Annotated in this window: 23 protein-coding genes and 1 tRNA gene; 12 read left to right on the forward strand and 12 right to left on the reverse strand. The window is 59.0% G+C overall.

Translation table 11 applies throughout. The features are described from left to right. The first annotated feature begins 196 nt into the window (after positions 1 to 196). A complete protein-coding gene (locus tag FEV51_RS06445) occupies positions 197 to 661 on the forward strand; it encodes an Lrp/AsnC family transcriptional regulator (RefSeq protein ID WP_138617089.1) in 465 nt (154 codons plus the stop codon). A 270-nt stretch (positions 662 to 931) separates the two neighbouring features. Here the strand turns inward: FEV51_RS06445 and accC are convergent, their stop codons facing one another. From accC to FEV51_RS06465, 4 genes are all read right to left on the reverse strand, one after another. Beyond that, complete coding sequence (gene accC, locus FEV51_RS06450; protein ID WP_138617091.1) at positions 932 to 2,281, reverse strand: acetyl-CoA carboxylase biotin carboxylase subunit; 1,350 nt, start codon at positions 2,279 to 2,281, stop codon at positions 932 to 934. A gap of 14 nt (positions 2,282 to 2,295) precedes the next feature. Then, positions 2,296 to 2,793 (reverse strand): acetyl-CoA carboxylase biotin carboxyl carrier protein, encoded by a 498-nt coding sequence (gene accB, locus FEV51_RS06455; RefSeq protein WP_138617093.1) that lies wholly within the window; start codon positions 2,791 to 2,793, stop codon positions 2,296 to 2,298. Positions 2,794 to 2,867: 74 nt separating this feature from the next. After that, on the reverse strand, positions 2,868 to 3,302 hold the full coding sequence (locus FEV51_RS06460; RefSeq protein WP_138617094.1) for a type II 3-dehydroquinate dehydratase: 435 nt from the start codon (positions 3,300 to 3,302) through the stop codon (positions 2,868 to 2,870). A gap of 170 nt (positions 3,303 to 3,472) precedes the next feature. Next, positions 3,473 to 3,886 (reverse strand): holin family protein, encoded by a 414-nt coding sequence (locus FEV51_RS06465; protein WP_138617096.1) that lies wholly within the window; start codon positions 3,884 to 3,886, stop codon positions 3,473 to 3,475. Positions 3,887 to 4,120: 234 nt separating this feature from the next. Between FEV51_RS06465 and FEV51_RS06470 the strand changes: the two genes are divergently transcribed. Beyond that, the gene (locus FEV51_RS06470) at positions 4,121 to 4,582 is read left to right on the forward strand and encodes a hypothetical protein (RefSeq protein ID WP_138617098.1); all 462 of its coding nucleotides are present in this window, start codon (positions 4,121 to 4,123) and stop codon (positions 4,580 to 4,582) included. 29 nt (positions 4,583 to 4,611) lie between these two features. Here FEV51_RS06470 and FEV51_RS06475 read toward each other — a convergent pair whose 3' ends face one another. Continuing rightward, positions 4,612 to 5,391 carry a trypsin-like serine peptidase gene (locus FEV51_RS06475; RefSeq protein ID WP_138617100.1) on the reverse strand — a complete coding sequence of 260 codons (780 nt, stop codon included), beginning with the start codon at positions 5,389 to 5,391 and terminating at the stop codon, positions 4,612 to 4,614. A 233-nt stretch (positions 5,392 to 5,624) separates the two neighbouring features. After that, positions 5,625 to 6,188 (reverse strand): PilZ domain-containing protein, encoded by a 564-nt coding sequence (locus FEV51_RS06480; protein WP_138617102.1) that lies wholly within the window; start codon positions 6,186 to 6,188, stop codon positions 5,625 to 5,627. A 230-nt stretch (positions 6,189 to 6,418) separates the two neighbouring features. Between FEV51_RS06480 and FEV51_RS06485 the strand changes: the two genes are divergently transcribed. Beyond that, positions 6,419 to 8,092: a hypothetical protein gene (locus tag FEV51_RS06485; protein ID WP_138617104.1), complete on the forward strand. Its 1,674-nt coding sequence runs from the start codon at positions 6,419 to 6,421 to the stop codon at positions 8,090 to 8,092. Between the two features lie 186 nt (positions 8,093 to 8,278). Here the strand turns inward: FEV51_RS06485 and FEV51_RS06490 are convergent. After that, a tRNA-Pro gene (locus tag FEV51_RS06490) sits at positions 8,279 to 8,355 on the reverse strand. 239 nt (positions 8,356 to 8,594) lie between these two features. Between FEV51_RS06490 and yajC the strand changes: the two genes are divergently transcribed. Genes yajC through secF form a run of 3 tightly spaced genes read left to right on the forward strand, consistent with a single transcriptional unit; the run spans position 8,595 to position 11,526 of the window. Next, the gene (gene yajC, locus FEV51_RS06495; protein WP_138617106.1) at positions 8,595 to 8,918 is read left to right on the forward strand and encodes a preprotein translocase subunit YajC; all 324 of its coding nucleotides are present in this window, start codon (positions 8,595 to 8,597) and stop codon (positions 8,916 to 8,918) included. Between the two features lie 19 nt (positions 8,919 to 8,937). After that, on the forward strand, positions 8,938 to 10,536 hold the full coding sequence (gene secD, locus FEV51_RS06500; RefSeq protein WP_138617108.1) for a protein translocase subunit SecD: 1,599 nt from the start codon (positions 8,938 to 8,940) through the stop codon (positions 10,534 to 10,536). A gap of 12 nt (positions 10,537 to 10,548) precedes the next feature. Further along, positions 10,549 to 11,526: a protein translocase subunit SecF gene (gene secF, locus FEV51_RS06505; RefSeq protein ID WP_138617110.1), complete on the forward strand. Its 978-nt coding sequence runs from the start codon at positions 10,549 to 10,551 to the stop codon at positions 11,524 to 11,526. Here secF and FEV51_RS06510 read toward each other — a convergent pair. Together FEV51_RS06510 and FEV51_RS06515 are read right to left on the reverse strand one after the other, a co-directional pair. Further along, positions 11,523 to 12,719, reverse strand: a complete 1,197-nt coding sequence (locus tag FEV51_RS06510) for a glycosyltransferase (protein ID WP_138617112.1) — start codon at positions 12,717 to 12,719, stop codon at positions 11,523 to 11,525. The two genes, secF and FEV51_RS06510, sit on opposite strands and share 4 nt — an antisense overlap. Further along, positions 12,716 to 13,288 (reverse strand): helix-turn-helix domain-containing protein, encoded by a 573-nt coding sequence (locus tag FEV51_RS06515; RefSeq protein WP_138617114.1) that lies wholly within the window; start codon positions 13,286 to 13,288, stop codon positions 12,716 to 12,718. Before FEV51_RS06515 ends, FEV51_RS06510 begins: the two co-directional genes overlap by 4 nt. 89 nt (positions 13,289 to 13,377) lie before the next feature. On the opposite strand from FEV51_RS06515, the gene FEV51_RS06520 reads away from it, so the two are divergent. Next, complete coding sequence (locus FEV51_RS06520; RefSeq protein ID WP_138617116.1) at positions 13,378 to 13,851, forward strand: DUF6456 domain-containing protein; 474 nt, start codon at positions 13,378 to 13,380, stop codon at positions 13,849 to 13,851. On the opposite strand, the gene FEV51_RS06525 is transcribed toward FEV51_RS06520, so the two are convergent. Together FEV51_RS06525 and FEV51_RS06530 are read right to left on the reverse strand one after the other, a co-directional pair. Then, a complete protein-coding gene (locus FEV51_RS06525) occupies positions 13,836 to 14,411 on the reverse strand; it encodes a uracil-DNA glycosylase family protein (RefSeq protein ID WP_246034465.1) in 576 nt (191 codons plus the stop codon). The two genes, FEV51_RS06520 and FEV51_RS06525, sit on opposite strands and share 16 nt — an antisense overlap. Further along, on the reverse strand, positions 14,408 to 16,204 hold the full coding sequence (locus FEV51_RS06530; RefSeq protein ID WP_138617118.1) for an ABC-F family ATP-binding cassette domain-containing protein: 1,797 nt from the start codon (positions 16,202 to 16,204) through the stop codon (positions 14,408 to 14,410). The genes FEV51_RS06525 and FEV51_RS06530 overlap by 4 nt, the downstream gene beginning before the upstream one ends. A 107-nt stretch (positions 16,205 to 16,311) precedes the next feature. On the opposite strand from FEV51_RS06530, the gene FEV51_RS06535 reads away from it, so the two are divergent. The 4 genes from FEV51_RS06535 to FEV51_RS06550 all read left to right on the forward strand — a co-directional run bounded on the left by FEV51_RS06535 (position 16,312) and on the right by FEV51_RS06550 (position 19,622). Next, positions 16,312 to 17,034 (forward strand): SIMPL domain-containing protein, encoded by a 723-nt coding sequence (locus tag FEV51_RS06535; protein WP_138617119.1) that lies wholly within the window; start codon positions 16,312 to 16,314, stop codon positions 17,032 to 17,034. 77 nt (positions 17,035 to 17,111) lie between these two features. Beyond that, entirely contained in the window at positions 17,112 to 17,417 is a 306-nt protein-coding gene (locus FEV51_RS06540; RefSeq protein WP_138617293.1) for a PepSY domain-containing protein, read from the forward strand. 98 nt (positions 17,418 to 17,515) lie between these two features. Then, entirely contained in the window at positions 17,516 to 18,193 is a 678-nt protein-coding gene (locus FEV51_RS06545; RefSeq protein WP_138617121.1) for a response regulator transcription factor, read from the forward strand. Further along, a complete protein-coding gene (locus FEV51_RS06550) occupies positions 18,144 to 19,622 on the forward strand; it encodes a sensor histidine kinase (RefSeq protein ID WP_425466597.1) in 1,479 nt (492 codons plus the stop codon). Before FEV51_RS06545 ends, FEV51_RS06550 begins: the two co-directional genes overlap by 50 nt. Here FEV51_RS06550 and FEV51_RS06555 read toward each other — a convergent pair. Further along, entirely contained in the window at positions 19,619 to 19,915 is a 297-nt protein-coding gene (locus tag FEV51_RS06555; protein WP_138617123.1) for a chorismate mutase, read from the reverse strand. The genes FEV51_RS06550 and FEV51_RS06555 overlap by 4 nt on opposite strands. A gap of 66 nt (positions 19,916 to 19,981) precedes the next feature. Between FEV51_RS06555 and FEV51_RS06560 the strand changes: the two genes are divergently transcribed. Next, the gene (locus FEV51_RS06560) at positions 19,982 to 20,998 is read left to right on the forward strand and encodes a polyprenyl synthetase family protein (RefSeq protein WP_138617125.1); all 1,017 of its coding nucleotides are present in this window, start codon (positions 19,982 to 19,984) and stop codon (positions 20,996 to 20,998) included. The last annotated feature ends 41 nt before the right edge of the window (positions 20,999 to 21,039 follow it).

Here is a 21,039-nt window from a genome sequence, read left to right on the forward strand (position 1 = left end):
CCGATATTACCATCGCACGCGATGGTTCATACTTGTGAAAAATATAGCGTGAACGAGAAGTTGCGTTCGCGTTGCAAAGCGGGACAATTGCTGGCAAGAATAATAATCTTAGCCAATCCGGTGCCGCGGCGTTTACAACATTTCGCGTGCGTGGCCGATTCGGCTGCACCAGTCACGGTTTGGGAAAGAAGTCACAATGTCCAATCTCGACGAGATCGATCGTCGCCTGCTGGCGGAATTGCAGTCCGAAGGACGCGTTACCAATGTCGAACTGGCCCATCGGGTCGGCCTGACCGCCCCGCCATGCCTGCGCCGCGTCCGCGCGCTGGAGGAAGAGGGCGTGATTCGCGGCTATCACGCAGAGATCGACCCGTCCAAAATGGGCTTTTCAATCACTGTGTTTGCGATGGTCAGCCTGAAAAGTCAGGCCGAAGACGCGCTGCGCGAATTTGAAACGCATATGCACAATCTGCCCGAAGTGCGCGAAGTTCACATGCTCAATGGCGAAATCGATTTTATCCTGAAGATCGTCAGCAAGGATTTGCAGAGCTTCCAGGAATTCCTGACCAGCAAGCTGACGCCCGCGCCCAATGTGGCCAGCGTGAAGACTTCGCTGACAATCCGCACCAGCAAACATGAACCGGGTGTGCCGCTGGGGTGAAGGCGGTGGGTTTGGGCAGTTAGCTTACCTTGCGCTTCTGGTAGGTTGCCGCTTCAGGCTTGGCTGTTGTCCACCCTGAAAGGTGCGAATTTGTAGCTCGATATCATCGAAAGGAGCTTGAAGGGCTTCCGCGCTGTCGTCTTCTGCGGAGGCTGAGAAGCTATGGCGTTTACCGTGGTGGCACACGCTTCGCGATACGGTGACTGGCATTCGATTGCATTAGCAATGTCGGCGCAACCGCAAAATGTCCGCTATTGGGTCAGGCCGCCGCTAGCCCTCACGCTCACGCAGCCAGTCCTCAAGCCATTTGATCGAGTAATCACCGCTCAGCACGTCGTCCTGCTTGAGCAGTTCCTGATGTAACGGAATACTCGTCTTCACACCCTCGATCACCATCTCCTCCAGCGCGCGGCGCAGGCGCATGATGCAACGTTCGCGGGTGCGGCCATAAACGATCAGCTTGGCGATCATGCTGTCGTAATAGGGCGGGATCTTATAGCCCGCATATAGCCCGCTATCGACGCGCACATGCATCCCGCCGGCGGCGTGGTAATACGTCACCTGGCCGGGGCTGGGGGCAAAGGTGAACGCGTCTTCGGCATTGATCCGGCATTCGATGGCGTGGCCGTGGAACGCGATGTCTTCCTGTTTGCAGGACAAATCCTTGCCATCGGCAATGCGGATTTGCTCGCGCACCAGGTCGATGCCCGTGATCATTTCGGTCACAGGATGTTCGACCTGCAAACGTGTGTTCATTTCGATGAAATAGAACTCGCCATTTTCCCACAGGAATTCGATCGTCCCGGCACCGCGATACTCCATCTGAGCCATCGCATCTGCGCAGATCATGCCCATCCGGTTGCGGTCTTCCTCGCCCAGCACGGGGGAGGGGGCTTCTTCGAGCACTTTCTGATGGCGGCGTTGCAGCGAACAATCACGCTCGCCCAGATGCACGGCCTGGCCGCGTCCATCGCCCAGCACCTGGAATTCGATGTGCCGCGGATTGCCGAGGTATTTCTCGATATAGACAGTGGCGTCGCCAAACGCGGCCTTCGCCTCGCTGCCCGCCTGCTGCATCAGCGTTTCCAGCTGGTCTTCGGATTCGCAGACCTTCATCCCGCGTCCGCCGCCGCCCGATGCAGCCTTGATGATCACAGGATAGCCGATGCGGTGGGCAATCTCCTGCGCATCGGCGATGTCCGACACTGCGCCGTCTGATCCGGGGACCAGGGGCAGACCCAGCTTGCCGGCGGTACGCTTGGCCTCGACCTTGTCACCCATCGTGCGGATGTGTTCGGGCTTGGGGCCGATCCAGGCGATGTCATGAGCCTCGACAATCTCGGCAAACTTGGCGTTTTCGGACAGGAAGCCATAGCCGGGGTGGATCGCATCAGCCTGCGAAATCTCGGCAGCCGAGATGATCGCGGCGACGTTCAGATAGCTGTCGGAGGCATTGGGCGGACCGATGCAGACCGCATGGTCGGCCAGCCGGACGTGCATGGCATCGGCATCGGCGGTGGAGTGCACCGCGACCGTCTCAATGCCCATTTCATGTGCGGCGCGGTGAATGCGCAGCGCGATTTCGCCGCGGTTGGCGATAAGGATGCGGTGAATTGCCATCGAAACGCCCCGCTTCAGCCAATCACGACGAGCGGCTGGTCGAATTCCACCGGCTGGGCGTTTTCGACCAGAATAGCCTCGATCTTGCCCGATTTGTCAGCGGCGATGGGGTTCATGACCTTCATCGCTTCGATAATCAGGATCGTCTGGCCTTCCTTCACCGTGTCACCCACTTGCATGAAGTCCGCTGCACCGGGTTCGGGCGCCAGATAGACGGTGCCCACCATCGGCGATTTGAGCGCTGCAGCGTTGTCAGGCGCAGCGGCAATCTCGCTGGCGACTGGTGCCGGAGCAGGGGTGGCGGGCGGGGCCGCCGCCGACATTGCCTGGCCCTGTGGTGCCATCATCATCGTGGTGCTGGAGCCACCGCGCGCGACGCGGATCTTGCGATCATCGTCCTCGACTTCGATTTCGGTGAGACCGGTCTCGGCAAGCAGTTCCGCCAGCTCGCGCACGAGATCCATATTTACATTCATGCCGGTTTTGCCGGCGCTACCCTTGGAGTCAGCCATGGTAACCCTTGTTGCTGTTCGCAGCCGCCTATGCGCGCGCGGATGCCAAGAGGCAAGGGCTCGTGACGGTTGCGTTACAGTGCGGCGGCGCGCTCTAACGCTACGACATAGCTGCGCGCGCCCAGGCCCTGCACCGTGTCAGCGGCTGCCATCGCCACATAGGACAGGTGGCGAAAGGCCTCGCGGGTGGCGGGGTCCGACAGATGCACTTCGATCACCGGTGTGCGGATTGCGCGGATCGCGTCCAGCAGTGCAATCGAGGTGTGGGTATAGGCCCCGGCATTGAGCAATACGGCTTTCGCGCCAGCTGCCTGCGCATCGTGCAGCCAGTCGACCAGATGCCCCTCATGGTTCGATTGCCGCATATCGATGGCCAGACCCAGCGCGCGGGCCCGATCCTCCAGCATCTCCGCAATATCGTCGAGCGTGTCAGAGCCGTAAATCTCAGGCTCGCGCAGGCCGAGCAGGTTGAGGTTGGGGCCATTGAGGACAAAAACGGTGTCGGTCATGCAATGTTTCCTAAACCAACTGCTGGCGCAGGAACATAGTTGGATTTGACGGGCAAAGTTGGAAAGCGCGCCAGCAAGTCCAAGCACATGGACCGCATGGACCACAGTCCTGAAGAAAAAAACGGTCCTCGACGTTTCGTTTCCAAATCAGCCACAACCCGGGGCGCCAATCACGCATCCACCCCCTTTACTTTGCCCCACTGGCGCGCGGCTGTGTAACCAAGATAGCCCGTGCCGAAGAGGGCATACAGCGCATCGGGCAACCCGCTGAGATAGGCGGTCATGCCCTTGCCAATGGCCTGCGCCGCATTGGCGTCAAAAGCGGCAAGAATGCCCATCGGCACGGACCACAGGATCAGCACATACATGACATAGAGGAACGAGGGGCGCGCGCGGCTGGTCCACACATCGGGCGACTGGGCCTCGGCAACTATAGCGGACAGCCTGGCTTCGATCGTCTTCAGCTCGTGACTGCCTTCCAGTTCCAGCAGCGCCAACTTGGCGCGAGCACGCGCTTCCTTGTCGGGAATAATCTTGTCGATGATCGAGGCGATGGGGCCGATGAGGGAATCGAGTAGGGGCATGATCTGGTTCTCCAATAGACTATCGGCTAACCAGATTGGTTCATGTAGGAAAGTGTTAATGCCTTGCAATTCGCGAAGACCTCACATTCTTGGAGATATGTAAATTTACGGCACATGTCGATATGGGTGGGTGTCCTTCACCAATTCGACAGGAAAACAGGGCATCAACGCTCTCGTTGATTAATCTTGGCGAAAGCCTTAAGCTGTCATCTCATCGAAAGAGCCCTTTATAAAATGAAGTTCATGTTCATCCCCATTTTGGCTGCTGTTGCAATTTCGCTCCCAGGAACAACTGAGCAAGGGGTCCGTGCAGCCGATGTTACTTTGCAATCCGGAGCGCCAGATGCTGGTAACAAACCTGACGAGCCGGTGATCGATTCGGACTCTCCGGGTGCCTTGGATCCTAAGGATGCTTGGTCATGCGAATTGATCTTGCCGGAATACCGCGCTTGGCTCGATGAGGGTAACGATCCTGCTGACTGGAAATTTGTGGGAAAAACATTTCGTGATGTACGCGATTCCGCTACTTACACTTGGCTCGACTGGATCGATTGGATCAACGAAAACGACTGTGTCGAAGGTGGTTTGGTAAAGCCGGAGATTGCACCATTAGCCGCGTTCTCAATCTTGCCCGCCCTTCTGACGACTGCCCCGGTGGCAAGTGCCTTGGCACTGAACAACGATAGTCCGGGTTAAGCGCTCAATCTTCACGAATTAGACAGATGTCATCGCGAAGCGAGGACGATGCGATCAGTACTTGTGGTCGCGGAGCGCAGCTTAGCCGCGGCGAAACCCGCTATTGCGACTGCCAGACCGGCATCTTTTTCGCGTGCGGAGTGAATGGCTACGACTTGAATGCGACCGTCTATGGTGGCGAACAATGGTGCCCCACTCATTCCGGGCGCAGTATCACATTTATGTCGTAGAATAATCGAGCCGCTCCGTGTTGGCCGAGCGAGACAGTTGGTGTCGCTGACCTGAGTCTTCAGCCTGTTGTGGTTCGAAGCATATCCGGCAATATCTATGCGACCTGCGTCGGAAAGATCTTCGTTTACCGCTACGTCGACGGGCTGCCGATCGATCGGGGATTCATCGGTCAGCGTCAATATGGCCCAATCGGTTGCACGGCTCAATTCGAGATTCATTCCAACACCGCCTCGGGCAAAGACTTTAAAGGCACTTCGAAATTCCACTTTTCCCTCTGAACTTAGAAGTTGGAACGTGCACTGTTGAACAGGGATTACTTTATTTTCTGCTTCATGGATATTGAAGTGGGATACGGACAGGACGGTCTGCCGATTTCTCACCAGAGTTGCTGTGCTTATAAATCGCTTCCCATCGGCACGGCATTCTATTCTACCTATCGAACGCGCAACGGACGGTAGATCCAATGCGGCAGCGGTAGCAGTTGAGGGAAGCGCGCCACCAGTAAACAGCAAGGTTGCAGCGGAAAGAAGAACTAGCGCACTTCGAAAAGCGCTGGTGAGAGGGCGTATGAAAATCATGCCGCAATCCTCGCAATTTGTGCACCCAAATTCGGCCAGCGTGAGACTTCATTTTCAATGTTGCGGATCAATGCCTTCAGAGCTTCGAATTGCTCTCGCGCGGCTCCACGAGCCTTGCTGAGGCGAGATGCCTCGCACATGCAGAATTTGTGCATTGCTACGAGGTCCCGGCCACACATCGAGCAGAGATCGCTTTGCGTTGGGTACTGTGAGTGCTTTGCCATTTCGCCCTCCTAAGCCGCAGCGCGCATGTAAGATTGCGCACCATCAATAATTTCGGAAAGGGTCTGGAGGCGCACCGTCTGGTCTAGAGAGAGGCCCACCATGCCATCCCGGGACCACCGCACAGTGCAGTTCTCGAAATTTTCGTTTCCAAAGGAAACGGATGCAAGCTGCCCCTTCCGCAAAGAGCCGCTATGGCTGACAGCGATCCCCTTGGTGGACATGTTGAGTATTTCACCCAAGTGGCTGCTGCCGGCGATGTGTATCTCGCCTGGGAGGCCGACTGGCACACGAACTGACCGGTATGGATGGGTGCGTGAATATTCCAGCGGGTCGGTTTCGACATTGATTCCGAAACGATTGCCTAGCGTCCACTGAACTCTGCCAGCGAGCGGCTCACAATTGCCCCACTGGATGTGAACGGTTTCGCCGATGCGTGGCAAGAAGTCGGACTGAACGCCGATGCCCTTGCTCGACATATCGCGAATAACGCCGACGTGAAAAACGTCTTCATATTCAAAGCAGGCAGGCAAGAAAATATGCCGTAATCTATCGTGTTCCCTACGCTCGATCATCTGTCTAACCCTTTTTCAAAACCCACATCGAAGGTGGGCGACTTGAGGATTACAATGTCGGCGACACGGAACTTTTTATCGAGTTGATAGCGGCTAATGTAACGTTACAAACTGGAAAAATGCAACATTTTCAATAGTTCAACAAAATTACGTGCGAAACGTTACATAAAGTCCTACTAAAAATTAACCTTTTGCAGCCAGTAAAAATTCGGGCGGTGCAACGCAGATTTATGAATTTAGCAGAATCAATAGAGGCTGAAATTTCAGCGATACTGGCGAGTCCGATCTTTGAGCGGGCTAGAATGCAGTCAAAACTCTTGCGTTATCTTGCCCTGAAAGCGGTAGAGGGGACTGGCGCTCATCTGACACAATACGAGATAGCGACAGAAGGGCTCGGTCGAAACGCAGATTTCGATGACGCTACCGACAGCTACGTAAGAGTACACGTCTCCCGGTTGCGTACCTCGCTTAGAGGGTATTATGCGAGGCATCAGCCTTTGCGCAACGCCTGCATCTATCTAAGGCCTGGATCTTACCGGCTGAGAGCCGGTAGCTTTGAAGTTGCCTATCCCAATTTGGCGCGCCGCGTCAGCGATAGAGCCAGGTCAGCCGCAGTCGAGGCCCCCCCGCAGTCCGCTATTATCGGAGATATTCCTGCGGAAGTTCGGGTGAACAAGCAGAAAAACATCCGTCAATATGTCTTGCTCAGTGTTCTCGTAGCTGCGCTTGGCATCTGGGGAATTTTGACTTTAAGCGATATTCTGAAGCCGAGTGTAGTGGAAGCAGAAGGACCGCTCATGCGTCCGGGGCTCAGTATTTCCATCAACCCTGTGGGATTCTCTTCGCAAGACGAAGACTTCAAAATCATTGCTTCTCGCCTGAGAGCGGATGCGCGAGATCACCTCGCCAAGTCTTTGGTGGCACGTCATATCCGGGATGACGACGAAGTGACGAGGCCATTTGCGTTGGAAGTCACGATTGCTAGAGAATCACAGAATCAGACGGTGGCTAATTTCACCCTCTACGATCCCGACGGGAACCCAATTTATCATGGTGAGCGCGAGTCGTCGGACAACGGACCGGGGCTTGTCGAGAATTTGGAGATGGAGCTGAACCAGATCCTATCCCCTCCCGGTATACTTTCACGCCACTTGGCCGATCAAATTTCCGGGGCACCTCGGTCAGATTTGGAATGCTTTGTAATGCTGGAAGTCGGAAGTTCGAACGACCAGGCGATATCCGACCCTCTTCAGGGATGTATAGATAATCACGCTAACAGCTCATATTATCCCTATTTTGTGGCTCGTCAGTTGTTTGGGCAAATGCAAGCTGAAGTAGCTGACGGTAGTGTCGTTTCGATGGATTCATCGCAGTGGGAAAAGCTTGGCGCTCTAGTGACCGAATTTCCTGATAACCAATATCTGAATTTTCTGGTTGCGAAAGCATTGCTTAGCAACGGGCGTTGTGATGATGCAAAAGTGTATATAAAACGAGCGTCAATACAGGGAACAAAATTTCCTGCGCTGGAGCAATCTTTGAATATTGAAAGGCTCGGTTGTCCTTTTGAGGATATGGAAGAAAGTGAAATTATAGAACAAATCATTAGAATCGCGACGTCGTATGATTTAGCGCCGCCACTGCTTGAGGTGTATTCATTGATTGGTCTGATGGCAATAAACCGCCCTGATCTCATCAGCGACACCAACACAAGTGTATTCAGTGCGGTATCAGGGGGAGGAACGGGTAAATTGATAGTTGCATTGAAGAGCGTTTCAAGAACCCGTTCGCAGTTCGGTCAGAAAGATGCCTTCAACCGACTGGTTTGGAACCCGAAAGTGCGAAATCAGACATTTACTAATATCAAATTAGTAAAGAAGATGCATTCTTCCGATAAGGTTCTCTAACAAGACTTGACGTGGGTATTGGATTGACCGCCTGCGCAGCGACTGCTGACTTCGTGGGAAGCCTTCGCCATGTTGAGATCGCCTTGGAGACTCTCAGCGGCGGTTGTGAGGCTTATCTCGCTTTACAAGCAGAGCGCTTCCTCATCGGAAAGCCATGAAGCGCTAACCAAGAAAACAGTATGCCACTGGTCGGGACGAGAGGATTCGAACCTCCGACCCCCACACCCCCAGTGTGATGCGCTACCAGGCTGCGCTACGTCCCGAAACCAGTGGAGGGCGGCCCTATAGGCGCGGTGTTTGGGGATGGCAAGCGGGTGTCTGCACGATCTCGGCCGCGCCAATTCTCGCTTGCCGTTTCGTCACCCTATTCGTTGCCCTGCGCCAGCATTGCTGCTAGGCGCGCCGCCATCTTGCGGGATGGGCGATGTGCCGCGCTTGAATTGCGCCGCGTGACGTCCCACCTGCGACCGATTGTTTGACCCCTTCGACAGGCTTTTTCCCGATGCTCGATTTCCTTGCCGCCGCAACTGGTGCCGCAGCTCAGCCCGCATGGATCGGCTGGCTCCCCATTGTCGGCATGATCCTGATTTTCTGGTTCCTCATCATCCGCCCGCAAATGCGCCAGCAGAAAGCGCACGCCGCCAAGGTGGCCGGGCTGAAGCGTGGGGATCAGGTGGTGACCGCAGGCGGACTGGTCGGCAAGGTTATCAAGGTCGATGAGCATTACGCCGAAATCGAACTGGCCAAGGGCACTGTGGTCAAGGCGGTCAAATCGACGATTGGCGATGTGATCCCGCCAGCCGGCGCCAAGCCTGCCAACGACTGACGACAGGCAGCACCAACACATGCTCGATCTCCCGAAGTGGAAAAAAGCCTGGCTGTGGATGATCACGGGCCTGGCGGTTTTTGCGGCCCTGCCGTCGCTGTTCTCGATTGCCAATGCATCGTGGCCACAGGCCTTGCCGGACCCGATGGTCAATCTGGGTCTTGATCTTGCGGGCGGTAGCCACATCCTGCTCGAAGCAAATTCCAGCCAGGTTGCGACGCAGCGTATCGAAAACATGGAAGAAACGGTGCGTTCCACCATGCGCCGGGCTGAGCCGCGTCTGCGCATCGGCGAGGTATCGACGCGCGGCGGGCGGCTGAGCTTTATGCTCGATAATCCGGGTGATGTTGACCGGGCGCGCGAATTGCTGCTGCCGTCCATTAACGGCAACGGTCTGGTGCGCGAATGGGATTTGCAGGTTGTTGATTCCAGTCGTTTTGTCCTGTCACCGACCGAGCAGGGGCTTGATCAGGCAGTAACTGATGCGATGGACAGCGCGACCGAGGTTGTGCGCAAACGCATCGACGCACTCGGCACGCGTGAGCCGACGATTATTCGTCAAGGCGACACGCGCATCGTGGTGCAGGTTCCTGGCTTGCAAGACCCCGAACAGCTCAAGGCGCTGCTGGGGCAGACAGCCAAGCTCGAGTTCAAGCTGGTCGACCAGACCGCTTTGCCATCTGATGTGGCGCAGGGTCTTGCGCCTCCGGGTAGCGAAATTGCGCCCTATTCCGACGGCTCGGCATCGGCGGGCACTTCGATTGCCGTCAAACGGCTCGGCGGTATTCGCGGCGACAATCTGACCAATGCGCAGCAAAGCTTCGATCCGCAATCGAACGAGCCGGTGGTCAATATCACCTTCGACAGCGAAGGCGGGCGGCGGTTTGCCAAGCTGACGACTGAAAACGTCAATAAGCCTTTCGCCATTATCCTTGATGGCAACGTACTGTCCGCACCCAATATCAACGAACCGATCCGTGGCGGTACGGCCCAGATTTCTGGCGGCTTTTCTGTCGAGTCTGCCAACCAGCTGGCCATTTCGCTGCGTTCAGGCGCTTTGCCGGTTGATCTGGCAGTGATCGAAGAACGCACGGTTGGTCCGGATCTTGGCGCCGATTCGATCCGCAAGGGAATGATGGCTATGGCCGTCGGCTCGCTGCTGGTCGTCGTGCTGATGATCTTCACATATGGACGCTTCGGGATCTATGCGACGGTCGCCTTGGTGATCAATGTGCTGATGCTGCTGGGCATTATGGCGATCCTCAACACCACGCTGACCCTGCCCGGTATCGCCGGTTTCGTGCTGACGATTGGTGCGGCAGTGGATGCCAATGTGCTGATCAACGAACGCATTCGTGAAGAGCGCAAACGTGGGCGGCGCGTGGTTGCGGCGATCGAGAACGGTTACAAGGAAGCCAGCCGGGCGATTTACGATGCCAACATCACCAACCTTATTGCCGGTGTGCTGTTGTTCCTGTTCGGCTCTGGCCCGATCCGCGGCTTTGCGGTCGTGCTGGTTATCGGCCTGTTCACCTCGGTTTTCACCGCTGTTACGCTGACCCGCATGTGGGTTGCCGGGTGGCTGCGCAAAGCGCGGCCCAGCGACATCCAGCTTTAAGGGACACGGCATATGAAACTTCTCAAGCTCGTCCCCGACGACACCAATATCAAGTTCCTGAAATGGCGCATTCCGTTTTTTGCGGTCAGCCTGTTGCTGATCGCGGCAAGCTGGGCATTGGTGCTGACCAAGGGACTGAATTACGGGGTTGATTTCGCTGGCGGTCTGGAAGTGCGTGCGACCTTCACGCAAACCCAGGAGGCGCCGATTGCCCAGTTGCGCAGCGATGTCGGCGCGCTGGGTTATGGCGATCCGGTGGTGCAGCGTTTTGGCAAGGACAATCAGGTTTCGATCCGTGTCCGTCTGCCTGACGAAGTTGCAGCTGACAAGGAAGCTGCGCAGGTCGCGGCGAATCAGATCGTTGGCTCGCTGAAGGACAAATATCCCGACTTCCGACTGGACGGTAACGACAATGTTTCGGGCAAGGTTTCGGGTGAGTTTCGCAAGGATGCCGTGCTGGCGCTGATTGCCGCGATGCTGGCGGTGGCGATGTACATCTGGTTACGGTTCGAGTGGCAGTTCGGGGTCGGCGGCCTGTTCGCATTGTTCCATGACGTGTCGTTGACGCTGGGAATGTTCGCGCTGTTCCAAATGGAATTCAGCCTGCAGATCATCGCGGCAATTCTGGCGATCATTGGTTATTCGCTGAACGATACCATCGTGGTTTACGACCGCATCCGTGAGAATCTGAAGAAATTCCGCAAGATGCCGCTGCCAGAATTGCTTGACCTGTCGGTCAATGAGACGCTGGCCCGGACGGTGATGACATCATTGACGCTGCTGGTGGCGCTGGTGCCATTGCTGCTGGTCGGCCCGGCCAGCCTGTTCGGTCTGGTCGCTGCGATCACGCTGGGCATTTTTGTTGGTACGTACAGCTCGATCTATATGGCCGCACCGCTGCTGATCTGGCTGGGCATGACGGGTGACAGTTTCGTCCCGGACGAAACCGCGGTGGACCGTCAGGAAAAGATCGCTCGCGGCGAAGCTTAAGTTGCCAACAGTCTGTCGTAGTAATCCGCCAGTGCTGCGCCGTTTGCCTCCCAGCTGAACCCGTCGACGCTCGCCGCCACCACTTGCGGCGAATATTTGCGGTCGATCACCAGGCGGATACCTTCGCGCAGGGCGCGGACAGTTCGCGCCACGATTACGCCGGCTTCCGGCCCTGTGACCACTTCGCGCGCACCGCCAGCGTCGGTGATGACAATCGGGGTGCCGCAGGCAAGCGCTTCGATCCACGCATTGGCGAGGCCTTCGCTCGTTGATGGCAGCACCATCACATCGGCAGCGGACAGGATCGGCGGCAGCAGATCGTGATCGACCGAGCCGAGGAAATGCACACGGTCCGCGACGCCGCTGTCCTTAGACAGCTTGCGCAGGCTCGCATCGTCTTCGCCCTGTCCGACCAACAGCAATTGCGCCGCCGGTAACCCGGCCAGCGCTCGGATGACCAGTTCCTGCCCCTTACGTGCGATCAGCGCGCCGACAGTCACCACCAGCTCGTCATTCTCGCCAATCGGCACGCCCAGCTCGCCTGCAATCCGCTGGCGCAGCATGGTGTGGCCAAGCGGGCGGAACCGATCGCGGTCCAGGCCGGTGTAATGTACGGTAATTTTGCCGCGCTCCATCCCCAGCGCTGTCATATCGTCCGCCAGCGCTTCGCACACTGCCAGCACGCCCGCCGCCTTATCAGCGGTTTCGAGCAGCGCCTTGCGGCCATAGCTTCGTGCGCCCCAATAATGGATGTCGGCACCGCGCGCCTTGGCAGAGAAGGGCAGGCCCAACTCCTGCGCGATTCGCATTGCGGCGGGGCCATCGGGATAGAAGAATTGCGCATCGACCAGATCGAAGGGCTGCTGCGCATGAAGGCGGCGCGCCAGGGGTAGGGCGGCACGCACGATCTGACCGGGATTGAACCGCCCGCCGAACTTCGGGAGCAGGCGGAAGGTCGGCCGGTAAATCTCGATCCCGCGTTCTTTGCCGTCCACAGCCGCAGCGGACAGCGCCTTGTAAGGCCCCACAGTCAGCGGCGGCAGGCCGATGGGATTGATCACAGTGGGCTGCCAATGACTGCCCGCCTGCAATGCCTCGACAGATTGCGCAACGAAGGTGCCGAAACGCGGATTGGCCGCATTGGGCCACAGGGTCGACAGCGTGAGGACACGCCGCGTTTTGTCGGGTGTCACAGCCGCCGCACCAGCATCTCAGCGACAGCAATCCACGGCGGATTGTCGACAACCTGCTGCTTTTCGCCATGTCCGGGCGGGAGAATGCCCACCAGATTCGCCTTGCGGTCAATCAAGCGGCCAAACGCAAATCGTCCCGCTTTCCTGGGCACCAGTACATCGCGGTTGATCGCTCGCCCTGCATCCTCGGGCGCCAATTGCCGGAGCCACAGCTGATCGCCAGATCGGTATTCGCCGTGTGGGTAATCGACCGTCATCACCATCAACACGCCGTCGCCGCCAAAGTCGGTTGCCAGCAGTGCGTCGCGGGTGTTGGCGAGCGCTTCGGGCCCAGATGCCGCCAGTGTCGCCACGACTTGCGGATACGCGGCGCTTTCTGAACGGACGAGCAGTTCGGGCTCGATCTCCAGCGCTGCGGCAATCCGCTCCATCCATTTGAGCGACAGGGTTCGCATTCCGGTTTCGAGGCGGCCAATCGTCTGCGCCGTAGTGGGCGGCGAACAGGCGGCGGCGAGGTCGGCCAGGGTCCAACCCTTGTCCTTGCGAATGTCGCGAATGCGATTGATCAAACCAGCGCTCCGATAACCAAATTGGTTTTTTCCCTTTCCTACACTAACCCGAATTTTGCAAGAGCAACCTTCACAGCGAAAGGATTTCGATGCGCAGGAAATTGGTAGAACGCGAATTGACAGAAGAAGGCCCGCGAAGCGCAGGACAGGCACGCGCCAAGCGGCGCAGTGTCACTGTAAATCTGGCCGAATCGCCGCTGACCTGGCTGCATTCGCGCGGGCATCTGGACAACCGGCAATTCGATGCAGGCGAGCGGTTGCGCTCCGATTACGAGCGTGCGCATCTCAGCGCGTCTATCACCATGCGCTGGGACTCGGTGCGGATCAGGGGCAGCGGCGGTGACGGGCTGACTCACAGCGAACGCCAGATCGCGGCAAAGCGCCGGTTCGATGGGGCGATGGAGGCAGCAGGCAGGGGCCTGAGCGATATATTGTGGCGTGTAGTGTGCGCCTGTGAGGGACTGCCCGATGCCGAGAAAACCCTGCAATGGCCCGCGCGCAGCGGCAAATTGGTGCTTAAGCTGGCGCTCGACCGGGTGGCGGGGTTCTACCGGATCGCCTGACGCACCAGCGTCCGCAGTTCGGGCAGCACTTCAGCGGCAAACCACGGGTTCTGGCGCATCCAGATAGCGCTGCGCCACGCCGGATGGGGAAGGGGCAAGGTGGCCGGAAGGAATTCGCGGAATTGCCGGACACGATCGGTCAACGACAGGCGGCGGGTGGCGGGCAGATAATGTGCCTGCGCATAGCTGCCAACCAGCAGGGTCAGCCGGTCGCGCGGCAGTTTTTCCAACACGCGGCCATGCCATTGCGGCGCGCATTCGGGCCGCGGAGGCTTGTCGCCGCCGCTGGCCTTGCCGGGATAGCAAAAGCCCATCGGCACCAGTGCTACCTGGGCGGGATCATACATCACGTCCCTGCTAAGTCCGGTCCAGTCGCGCAGTCGGTCGCCGCTGGCATCGTCCCACGGAATGCCGCTTTCGTGCACTTTGGATCCCGGCGCCTGACCGATGATGAGCAGCCGTGCGGTCGGAGAAAAGCTGACGACCGGACGGACGCCGTGCGGCAGATGGTCCGCGCACAGGCGGCAAGAAGCAATTTCGCGGGCCAGGCGTTCGCTCACCCCTCGACCAGCTCCGCCAGCTCCAGCCAGCGTTCTTCCGCCACGTCTTTTTCGCTCCGCGCGTTCTCGATACCCTTGGAGATATTGGCGAATTTCTGAGGATCTTCAGTGTAGAGCGCGGGGTTGGACAGGATTTCCTCGCCTCGCTGGATCGCCGTTTCCAGCTCTTCTATCCGCGCGGGGAGCAGTTCGTAATCGCGCTGGTCCTTGTATGACAGCTTGCCCGGTTTCGGCGCAGTGCGGTTGGGGGACGGGGCGGGCGCAGCACTCTCGGTTTTCCCGGCCTTGGGCTTGGCGGCAAACGGTTGCTCACGCTTGGCCTGCCAATCTTCATAACCGCCCGCAACCACATCGACCTTGCCCGATCCGTCCAGCCCCAATGTCAGCGTAACAGTGCGGTCGAGAAAATCGCGATCATGGCTGACGATCAGCACCGTGCCTTCGTAATCCGCGATCACTTCCTGCAACAGGTCGAGCGTTTCGAGGTCAAGGTCATTGGTCGGCTCGTCCAGCACCAGCAGATTGCTGGCCTTGGCAAATTCGCGCGCCAGCAACAGCCGCGATTTCTCGCCGCCGGACAGAATTCCCACCTTGGTGTCGACGATCTTGGGATCGAACAGGAATTCCTTGAGATAGCCCTGAACGTGCTTGCGTACTCCGCGCACATCGATCCAGTCGCCGCCTTCGGCCACGATATCGCGTACGGTCTTGTCCGGGCTCATCAGGCGGCGCTGCTGGTCGATCATCACCCCGGTCAGTGTTTTGGCGATCTCGATGCTGCCGCTGTCAGGTTCCAGCTCGCCCGTCAGCATCCGCAGCAAGGTGGTCTTGCCTGCGCCGTTCGAGCCGACGATTCCGATCCTGTCGCCGCGCTGGATGCGTAGCGAGAAGGGGCGGATGATCGTGCGGTCGCCATAAATCTTGGTGATATTGTCCGCGACGATAACCGATTTCGACTTGAAATCCTCTGCGGTGGCCAGCTTCAGCTTGGCCGTGCCGCCCGCCGAAATCATCGATGCCCGCGCGGCGCGCATTTGCCACAATTTTTCCAGCCGTCCCTGGTTGCGCTTGCGCCGGGCGGTTACGCCGCGTTCGAGCCAGTGCGCCTCCAGCTTGAGCTTGGCGTCCATCTTGTGCACGGCGCGCGCTTCTTCGGCATAGACCTGTTCTTCCCACGCCTCATACCCGCCAAAGCCGACATCCTTGCGCCGCATCGCGCCGCGGTCGAGCCACAGCGTGGCGTTGGTCAGCCGTTTCAGGAAGGTGCGGTCATGGCTGATGACCAGAAACGCGCCCTTGTAGCGGTCCAGCCAGCTTTCCAGCCAGTCAATCGCTGCGATGTCGAGATGGTTGGTGGGTTCGTCCATCAACAGCAGATCGGGTTCCTGCGCCAGCGCACGGGCAATCGCCGCGCGGCGCCGTTCACCGCCGCTGGCGCCCTTGGTCGGGGTTGCCATGTCGATGCCCAGCTGACCGGCGATGGCTTCGATTTCGTGTTCTGCGGGAGGGCGGTCGCCCGACAGCGCCCAATCCATCAACGTCTTGTGGCCTGACAGATCGGGGTCCTGTTCCAGCAAGACAATTCGCGTGCCAGGCTTGACCTTTCGCAGCCCCCGGTCGGAATCCAGATAGCCGGCAATCAGTCTGAACAGCGTGGTCTTGCCCACGCCATTACGCCCGATCAGCGCCAGCCGGTCACGCGGGCCTACGTGCAGATCGAGGTTCTCGAACAGCCAGCGGCCGCCTTGTTGCAGGCCGAGGCCTTCCCAGCTCAGGATCGGAGGTTGCGCCATAGGCCGCGCGAAGTAGTCGCTCCCCAAGCCGGGAACAAGGCGGTTCAGCCGTGCGTAACCGGATCGGTGGCAGCAATGCCCTTTATTCTGCGAGGATAATGATGATTATGCGCAAATTCCTTCCGCTTCTGCTGGGCGCCGCACCGTTGGCGCTGAGCGCACACACCGCCCATGCCGCGGAAATCGGCATCGCGGTTTCCGGCCCGGTGGTGGAATTGCAGGTTTCGCAGCAGGTGCTGGGTGACCCCGACAAAGCCATGGTGAGCGCCGGCGTATCATCGCGCGCGGCCACCGCGGTGGCGGCAATGCAGCAAAACGCGGCGGAGATGGACCGCGTGCTGAAGCAGATGGCGGCGCTGGGGATACCCAATGAGCGCATCCAGACCAGCGGCATCACGCTGAACCCGCAATACAATTACCGCGATAATCTTCCGCCGCAATTCACCGGATATGAAGCGACGAATACTGTGTCAGTCGAATTGCGCGACCTTGAACGCGTTGGTCCGGTGCTCGATGCGCTGGTGGCTGCCGGGGCGACCAATTTGAATGGGCCTAACTGGGGCATAGTCGATCCTGAACCCGCCCGCGCACAGGCCCGCACCAAGGCTTTCAGCGTCGCCGTAGCTCAGGCGAAGGATTATGCGAGGATGGCCGGTTATCGCGATGTGCGCTTGCTGGCGCTAGAGGAATCGCTTGGTTCACAGCAGGTGATGTATAACGAAAGTGTAATGGATGCTGCAGCGCCGGCGATTAAGGCGTCCACGCCCACCAGGCCGGGTCTGGTAGCAACCCAGGTAACGTTGATTGCCAAATATGAACTGGTCCGCTGAGCTTAGACAGCCTGAACACTCGCTACTCGCGGTATTCAGACATTGTTCAATGCTCTGGTTTTAGCAATAACGGCATGATGAAACGCCCCATTCTTTCCCTGCTCACCCTTGGCTTTGCCGTCTCCACGCTCGCCGTGACACCTGCCGAAGCGCAGCGCCGCAGCGATCAGGGCGAAGCGCGTAAGGAAGCCAGCGCTGGCAATATCCTGCGCTCGCGCGATATCGAGGCGCGGGTGCTGCCCACCATGCGCGGCGCGGAATATCTGGGGTTTGCCTATGATCCAACCGCGATGGCCTACCGCCTCAAATTCATTCGCGACGGCCGCGTATTGTTCGTGGATGTCGATGCGCGCACCGGACGCGTGCTGCGCCGCAGCCGTTAACGAAACCCCCTTCGGCTTGACGCGTTCATGTTCCTGAACGACATGAACACAAGGGACGGACCGCCGGTCACGCCCCGCAAGCCAGAGGGAATACGCGCATGAGGATCCTGATCGTCGAGGACGAGCCTACGCTCGGCAAACAGCTCAAATCGACACTGGAGCAGAACGGCTACGCCGTTGATCTGTCCACTGATGGCGAAGATGGCCATTATCTTGGCAGTACCGAAGATTATGACGCGGTCGTGCTGGATCTGGGGCTGCCCGAGATTGACGGGCTGACCGTGCTGGGCATGTGGCGCAAAGAAGGGCGGGCGTTCCCTGTGCTGGTGCTGACCGCGCGTGATAGCTGGTCGGACAAGGTGGCCGGGCTCGATGCCGGGGCCGATGATTATCTGGCCAAGCCATTCCAGACCGAAGAACTGATCGCCCGCCTGCGCGCTCTGATCCGCCGTGCGTCGGGCAATACCTCATCCGAACTGACGGCGGGCGGTGTTCGCCTCGACACACGCTCGGGGCGGGTCACACTGGGCGGAGAGCCGGTTAAGCTGACCGCTCAGGAATACAAACTGCTCAGCTATCTGATGCACCATAAGGGCAAGGTGGTCAGCCGCACCGAATTGATCGAACACATTTACGATCAGGATTTTGACCGCGATTCCAACACAATCGAAGTCTTCGTCACTCGCATTCGCAAGAAGCTGGGTGCCGAAGTGATCACGACGATCCGTGGACTTGGCTACAGCCTCGACGATCCCGCTGACCAGCCCCGCGCCTGAGGCCGGGACTGGCGCAGCGGCAATCGCCCCAGCCGGCGATAGCGACCACGCGCCTGCCGACAGTACGGTAACAGCTCCATTGGGCCGCAAGCCGCGCCGCAGTCTGGCGGCGCGGATGATGGCCATAGCCGCAGTATGGATTTCGGTCCTGCTGCTGGGCGGCGGCTTCGCGCTGGACCGCACGTTGACCAATCTTGTCAGAGACAATTCCGACGACCAGCTGGAATATGTGCTGACCGCGCTGATCGCCACCGCCGAGATCGACAATTGGGGCGAAATATCCTTCAACCGTCCGCTTGGTGACCAGCGGTTCCTGGAACCCAACAGCGGAGCCTATTGGCAGATCAGCGGCGAGGGGTTTGAAAATTTCCCCAGCCGTAGCCTGTGGGATCGCAGTCTCGAAGACCGTGATCGGCATATTGATGACGAACCCCATTTTTATGACAGCGGACAATTCCCCGGCGAACCGCTACGCGTAGTTGAACGCACGGTAACATTGCCCGACAGCGAAACCCGCTGGACTTTTACCGTTGCGTCCTCGCTGGAGGAACTGGACGAACAGATCAGCCGCATCCGATCGATTTTGGCGTGGAGTTTTGCTGCGCTGGGCTTGGGCCTGTTCGCCATGGCGATGGCGCAAAGCTATTACGGCCTGTCACCGCTTAGGCGCGTGCGGGCGGCGATCCAGTCGATGCGCAGCGCGGGCACGAATAGCATTACCGATCCGCTGCCGCTGGAGGTTGAGCCGCTGGTGGAAGAGATCAACGCCCTGCTGGCGCATACCGAAACGCAGGCAGAGGAAGCGCGCACCCATGCGGGCAATCTGGCGCACGCGCTCAAGACGCCGCTGACGGTGGTCACCAACGCCGCCACCGCGCACGCGCCGGATCTGGCCGATACGGTGATTCGCGAAGCCAAGACGATGCAGCGCCATGTCGATCACCATCTCGCCCGCGCCCGCGCGCTGGGCCGCCGTGCAGTGGGCCATGCCCGCACGCCGGTGTGCGAAAGCGCCGAAGCCGTGCGCCGCGCGGTGGAGCGGCTGTATCCCAACACCCGGCTGGATATTGCGGGCAATCGCGGCGCGACAGTGGCGATCGAGCGGCAGGACCTCGACGAAATCCTCGGCAATCTGATCGAGAATGCGGCCAAATACGGCGGCGGCAGCGTGTTCACCACAGTCGATGTCGAACCCGAGGCGGCATTGTGCGAAATCTGGGTGGAGGATGACGGGGAGGGGATTCCCGAAAGCGAGCGCACCCGCATCTTCGACCGCGGCGCGCGGCTGGACACCGGCAAACCCGGCACCGGGCTGGGCCTCGCCATCGTTCGCGATGTCGCGCAAATCTATGGCGGCGATGTCGAATTGGGCGAAAGCGAGGATCTGGGCGGCCTGCTGGTCAAGCTCAGCCTGCCGCGTTCAGGCTAGCCGTCACGCGCCTGTTCGTGGTGGCGGATCACTTCGTCGATGATGAAGCGCAGGAATTTCTCGCTGAATTCGGGGTCCAGCTGGCTCTCCTCAGCCAGATGGCGGAGGCGGGCAATTTGTTCGCTTTCACGCGCCGGATCGGCGGGGGGCAGGGTTGCTTTGGCTTTATATTCGCCCACCGATTGAGTAATCCGAAAGCGTTCAGCCAGAATATGCACCAGCGCGGCATCGATATTGTCGATGCTCTTGCGGAAAGCGGCGAGCACGGGGTCAAGGGGCGGCTGATTGGTCATTCCTTGCAGGCTAGCAGCGATTCCACGCTTGCCAAGAAAGGATGTGCAGCGCATGGCCAAGGCGAAATGGCCGCTCAAATCGTACCCTTGCCGCGCAAACAGCCCGAAGCCTCGATCGAGCCCATGCTCGCGATCACCGCGTCGGGCATGAACCAGGTCAATCAGGTCATCCTTGACCGGATGCAAAGTGAGATCCCGCTGATCCCCGCCTTGGCCGGGCATTTGATCTCTGGCGGCGGCAAACGCCTGCGCCCGATGCTGACGCTCGCGGGCGCGCAGCTGGTGGGATACAATGGTACGCGCCATTACAAGCTGGCTGCGGCGGTTGAGTTCATCCACACCGCAACGCTGTTGCATGACGATGTGGTGGATGGCAGCGATCTACGGCGCGGCAAGGCGGCGGCGAACATCATCTTCGGCAATCCGGCAACAGTGCTGGTGGGCGATTTCCTGTTCAGCCGCGCGTTTGAACTGATGGTCGAAGATGGCAGCCTCAAGGTTCTCAAAATCCTCTCGGGCGCATCGGCCATCATTGCCGAGGGCGAGGTTGACCAGCTGACAGCACAACGCAAGATCGAAACCAGCGAAGAACGCTATCTCCAGATTATCCGCGCCAAAACCGCCGCGCTGTTTGCAGCGGCAAGCCGGATTTCGGCAGTGGTGGCGGAATGCAGCGAGGATGAGGAGCGCGCACTGGACGAATATGGCCGCAATCTGGGTGTCGCCTTCCAGCTGGTCGATGACGCTTTGGATTACGATGCCGATGCGGCCCAGATGGGCAAGGATCGCGGGGACGATTTTCGCGAGGGCAAGATGACGCTGCCGGTGATCCTCGCCTATGCGCGCGGTGACGAGGAAGAGCGCATTTTCTGGCGCGCAGCGATCATGGGTCACCGTTCCAGCGACGAAGATCTGGCGCACGCGGTCACGCTGATCGCCAAACATGGCGCGGTGGAGGAAACCCGCGAACGGGCGCGCCATTTCGCCGCGCGCGCCATCAATGCGCTGGCATGCTTTCCCGATGGCAAGGCGCGTCAGGCGATGGAGCAAGCCGCCCGCTTTGCAGTGGCACGCGGATACTGACGGCGTATTCGCGCGCCGCTCGCGCGGTATCAGGCACCTAA

Source organism: Qipengyuania marisflavi, assembly GCF_005884405.1.
Classification (GTDB): Bacteria; Pseudomonadota; Alphaproteobacteria; order Sphingomonadales; family Sphingomonadaceae; genus Qipengyuania; species Qipengyuania marisflavi.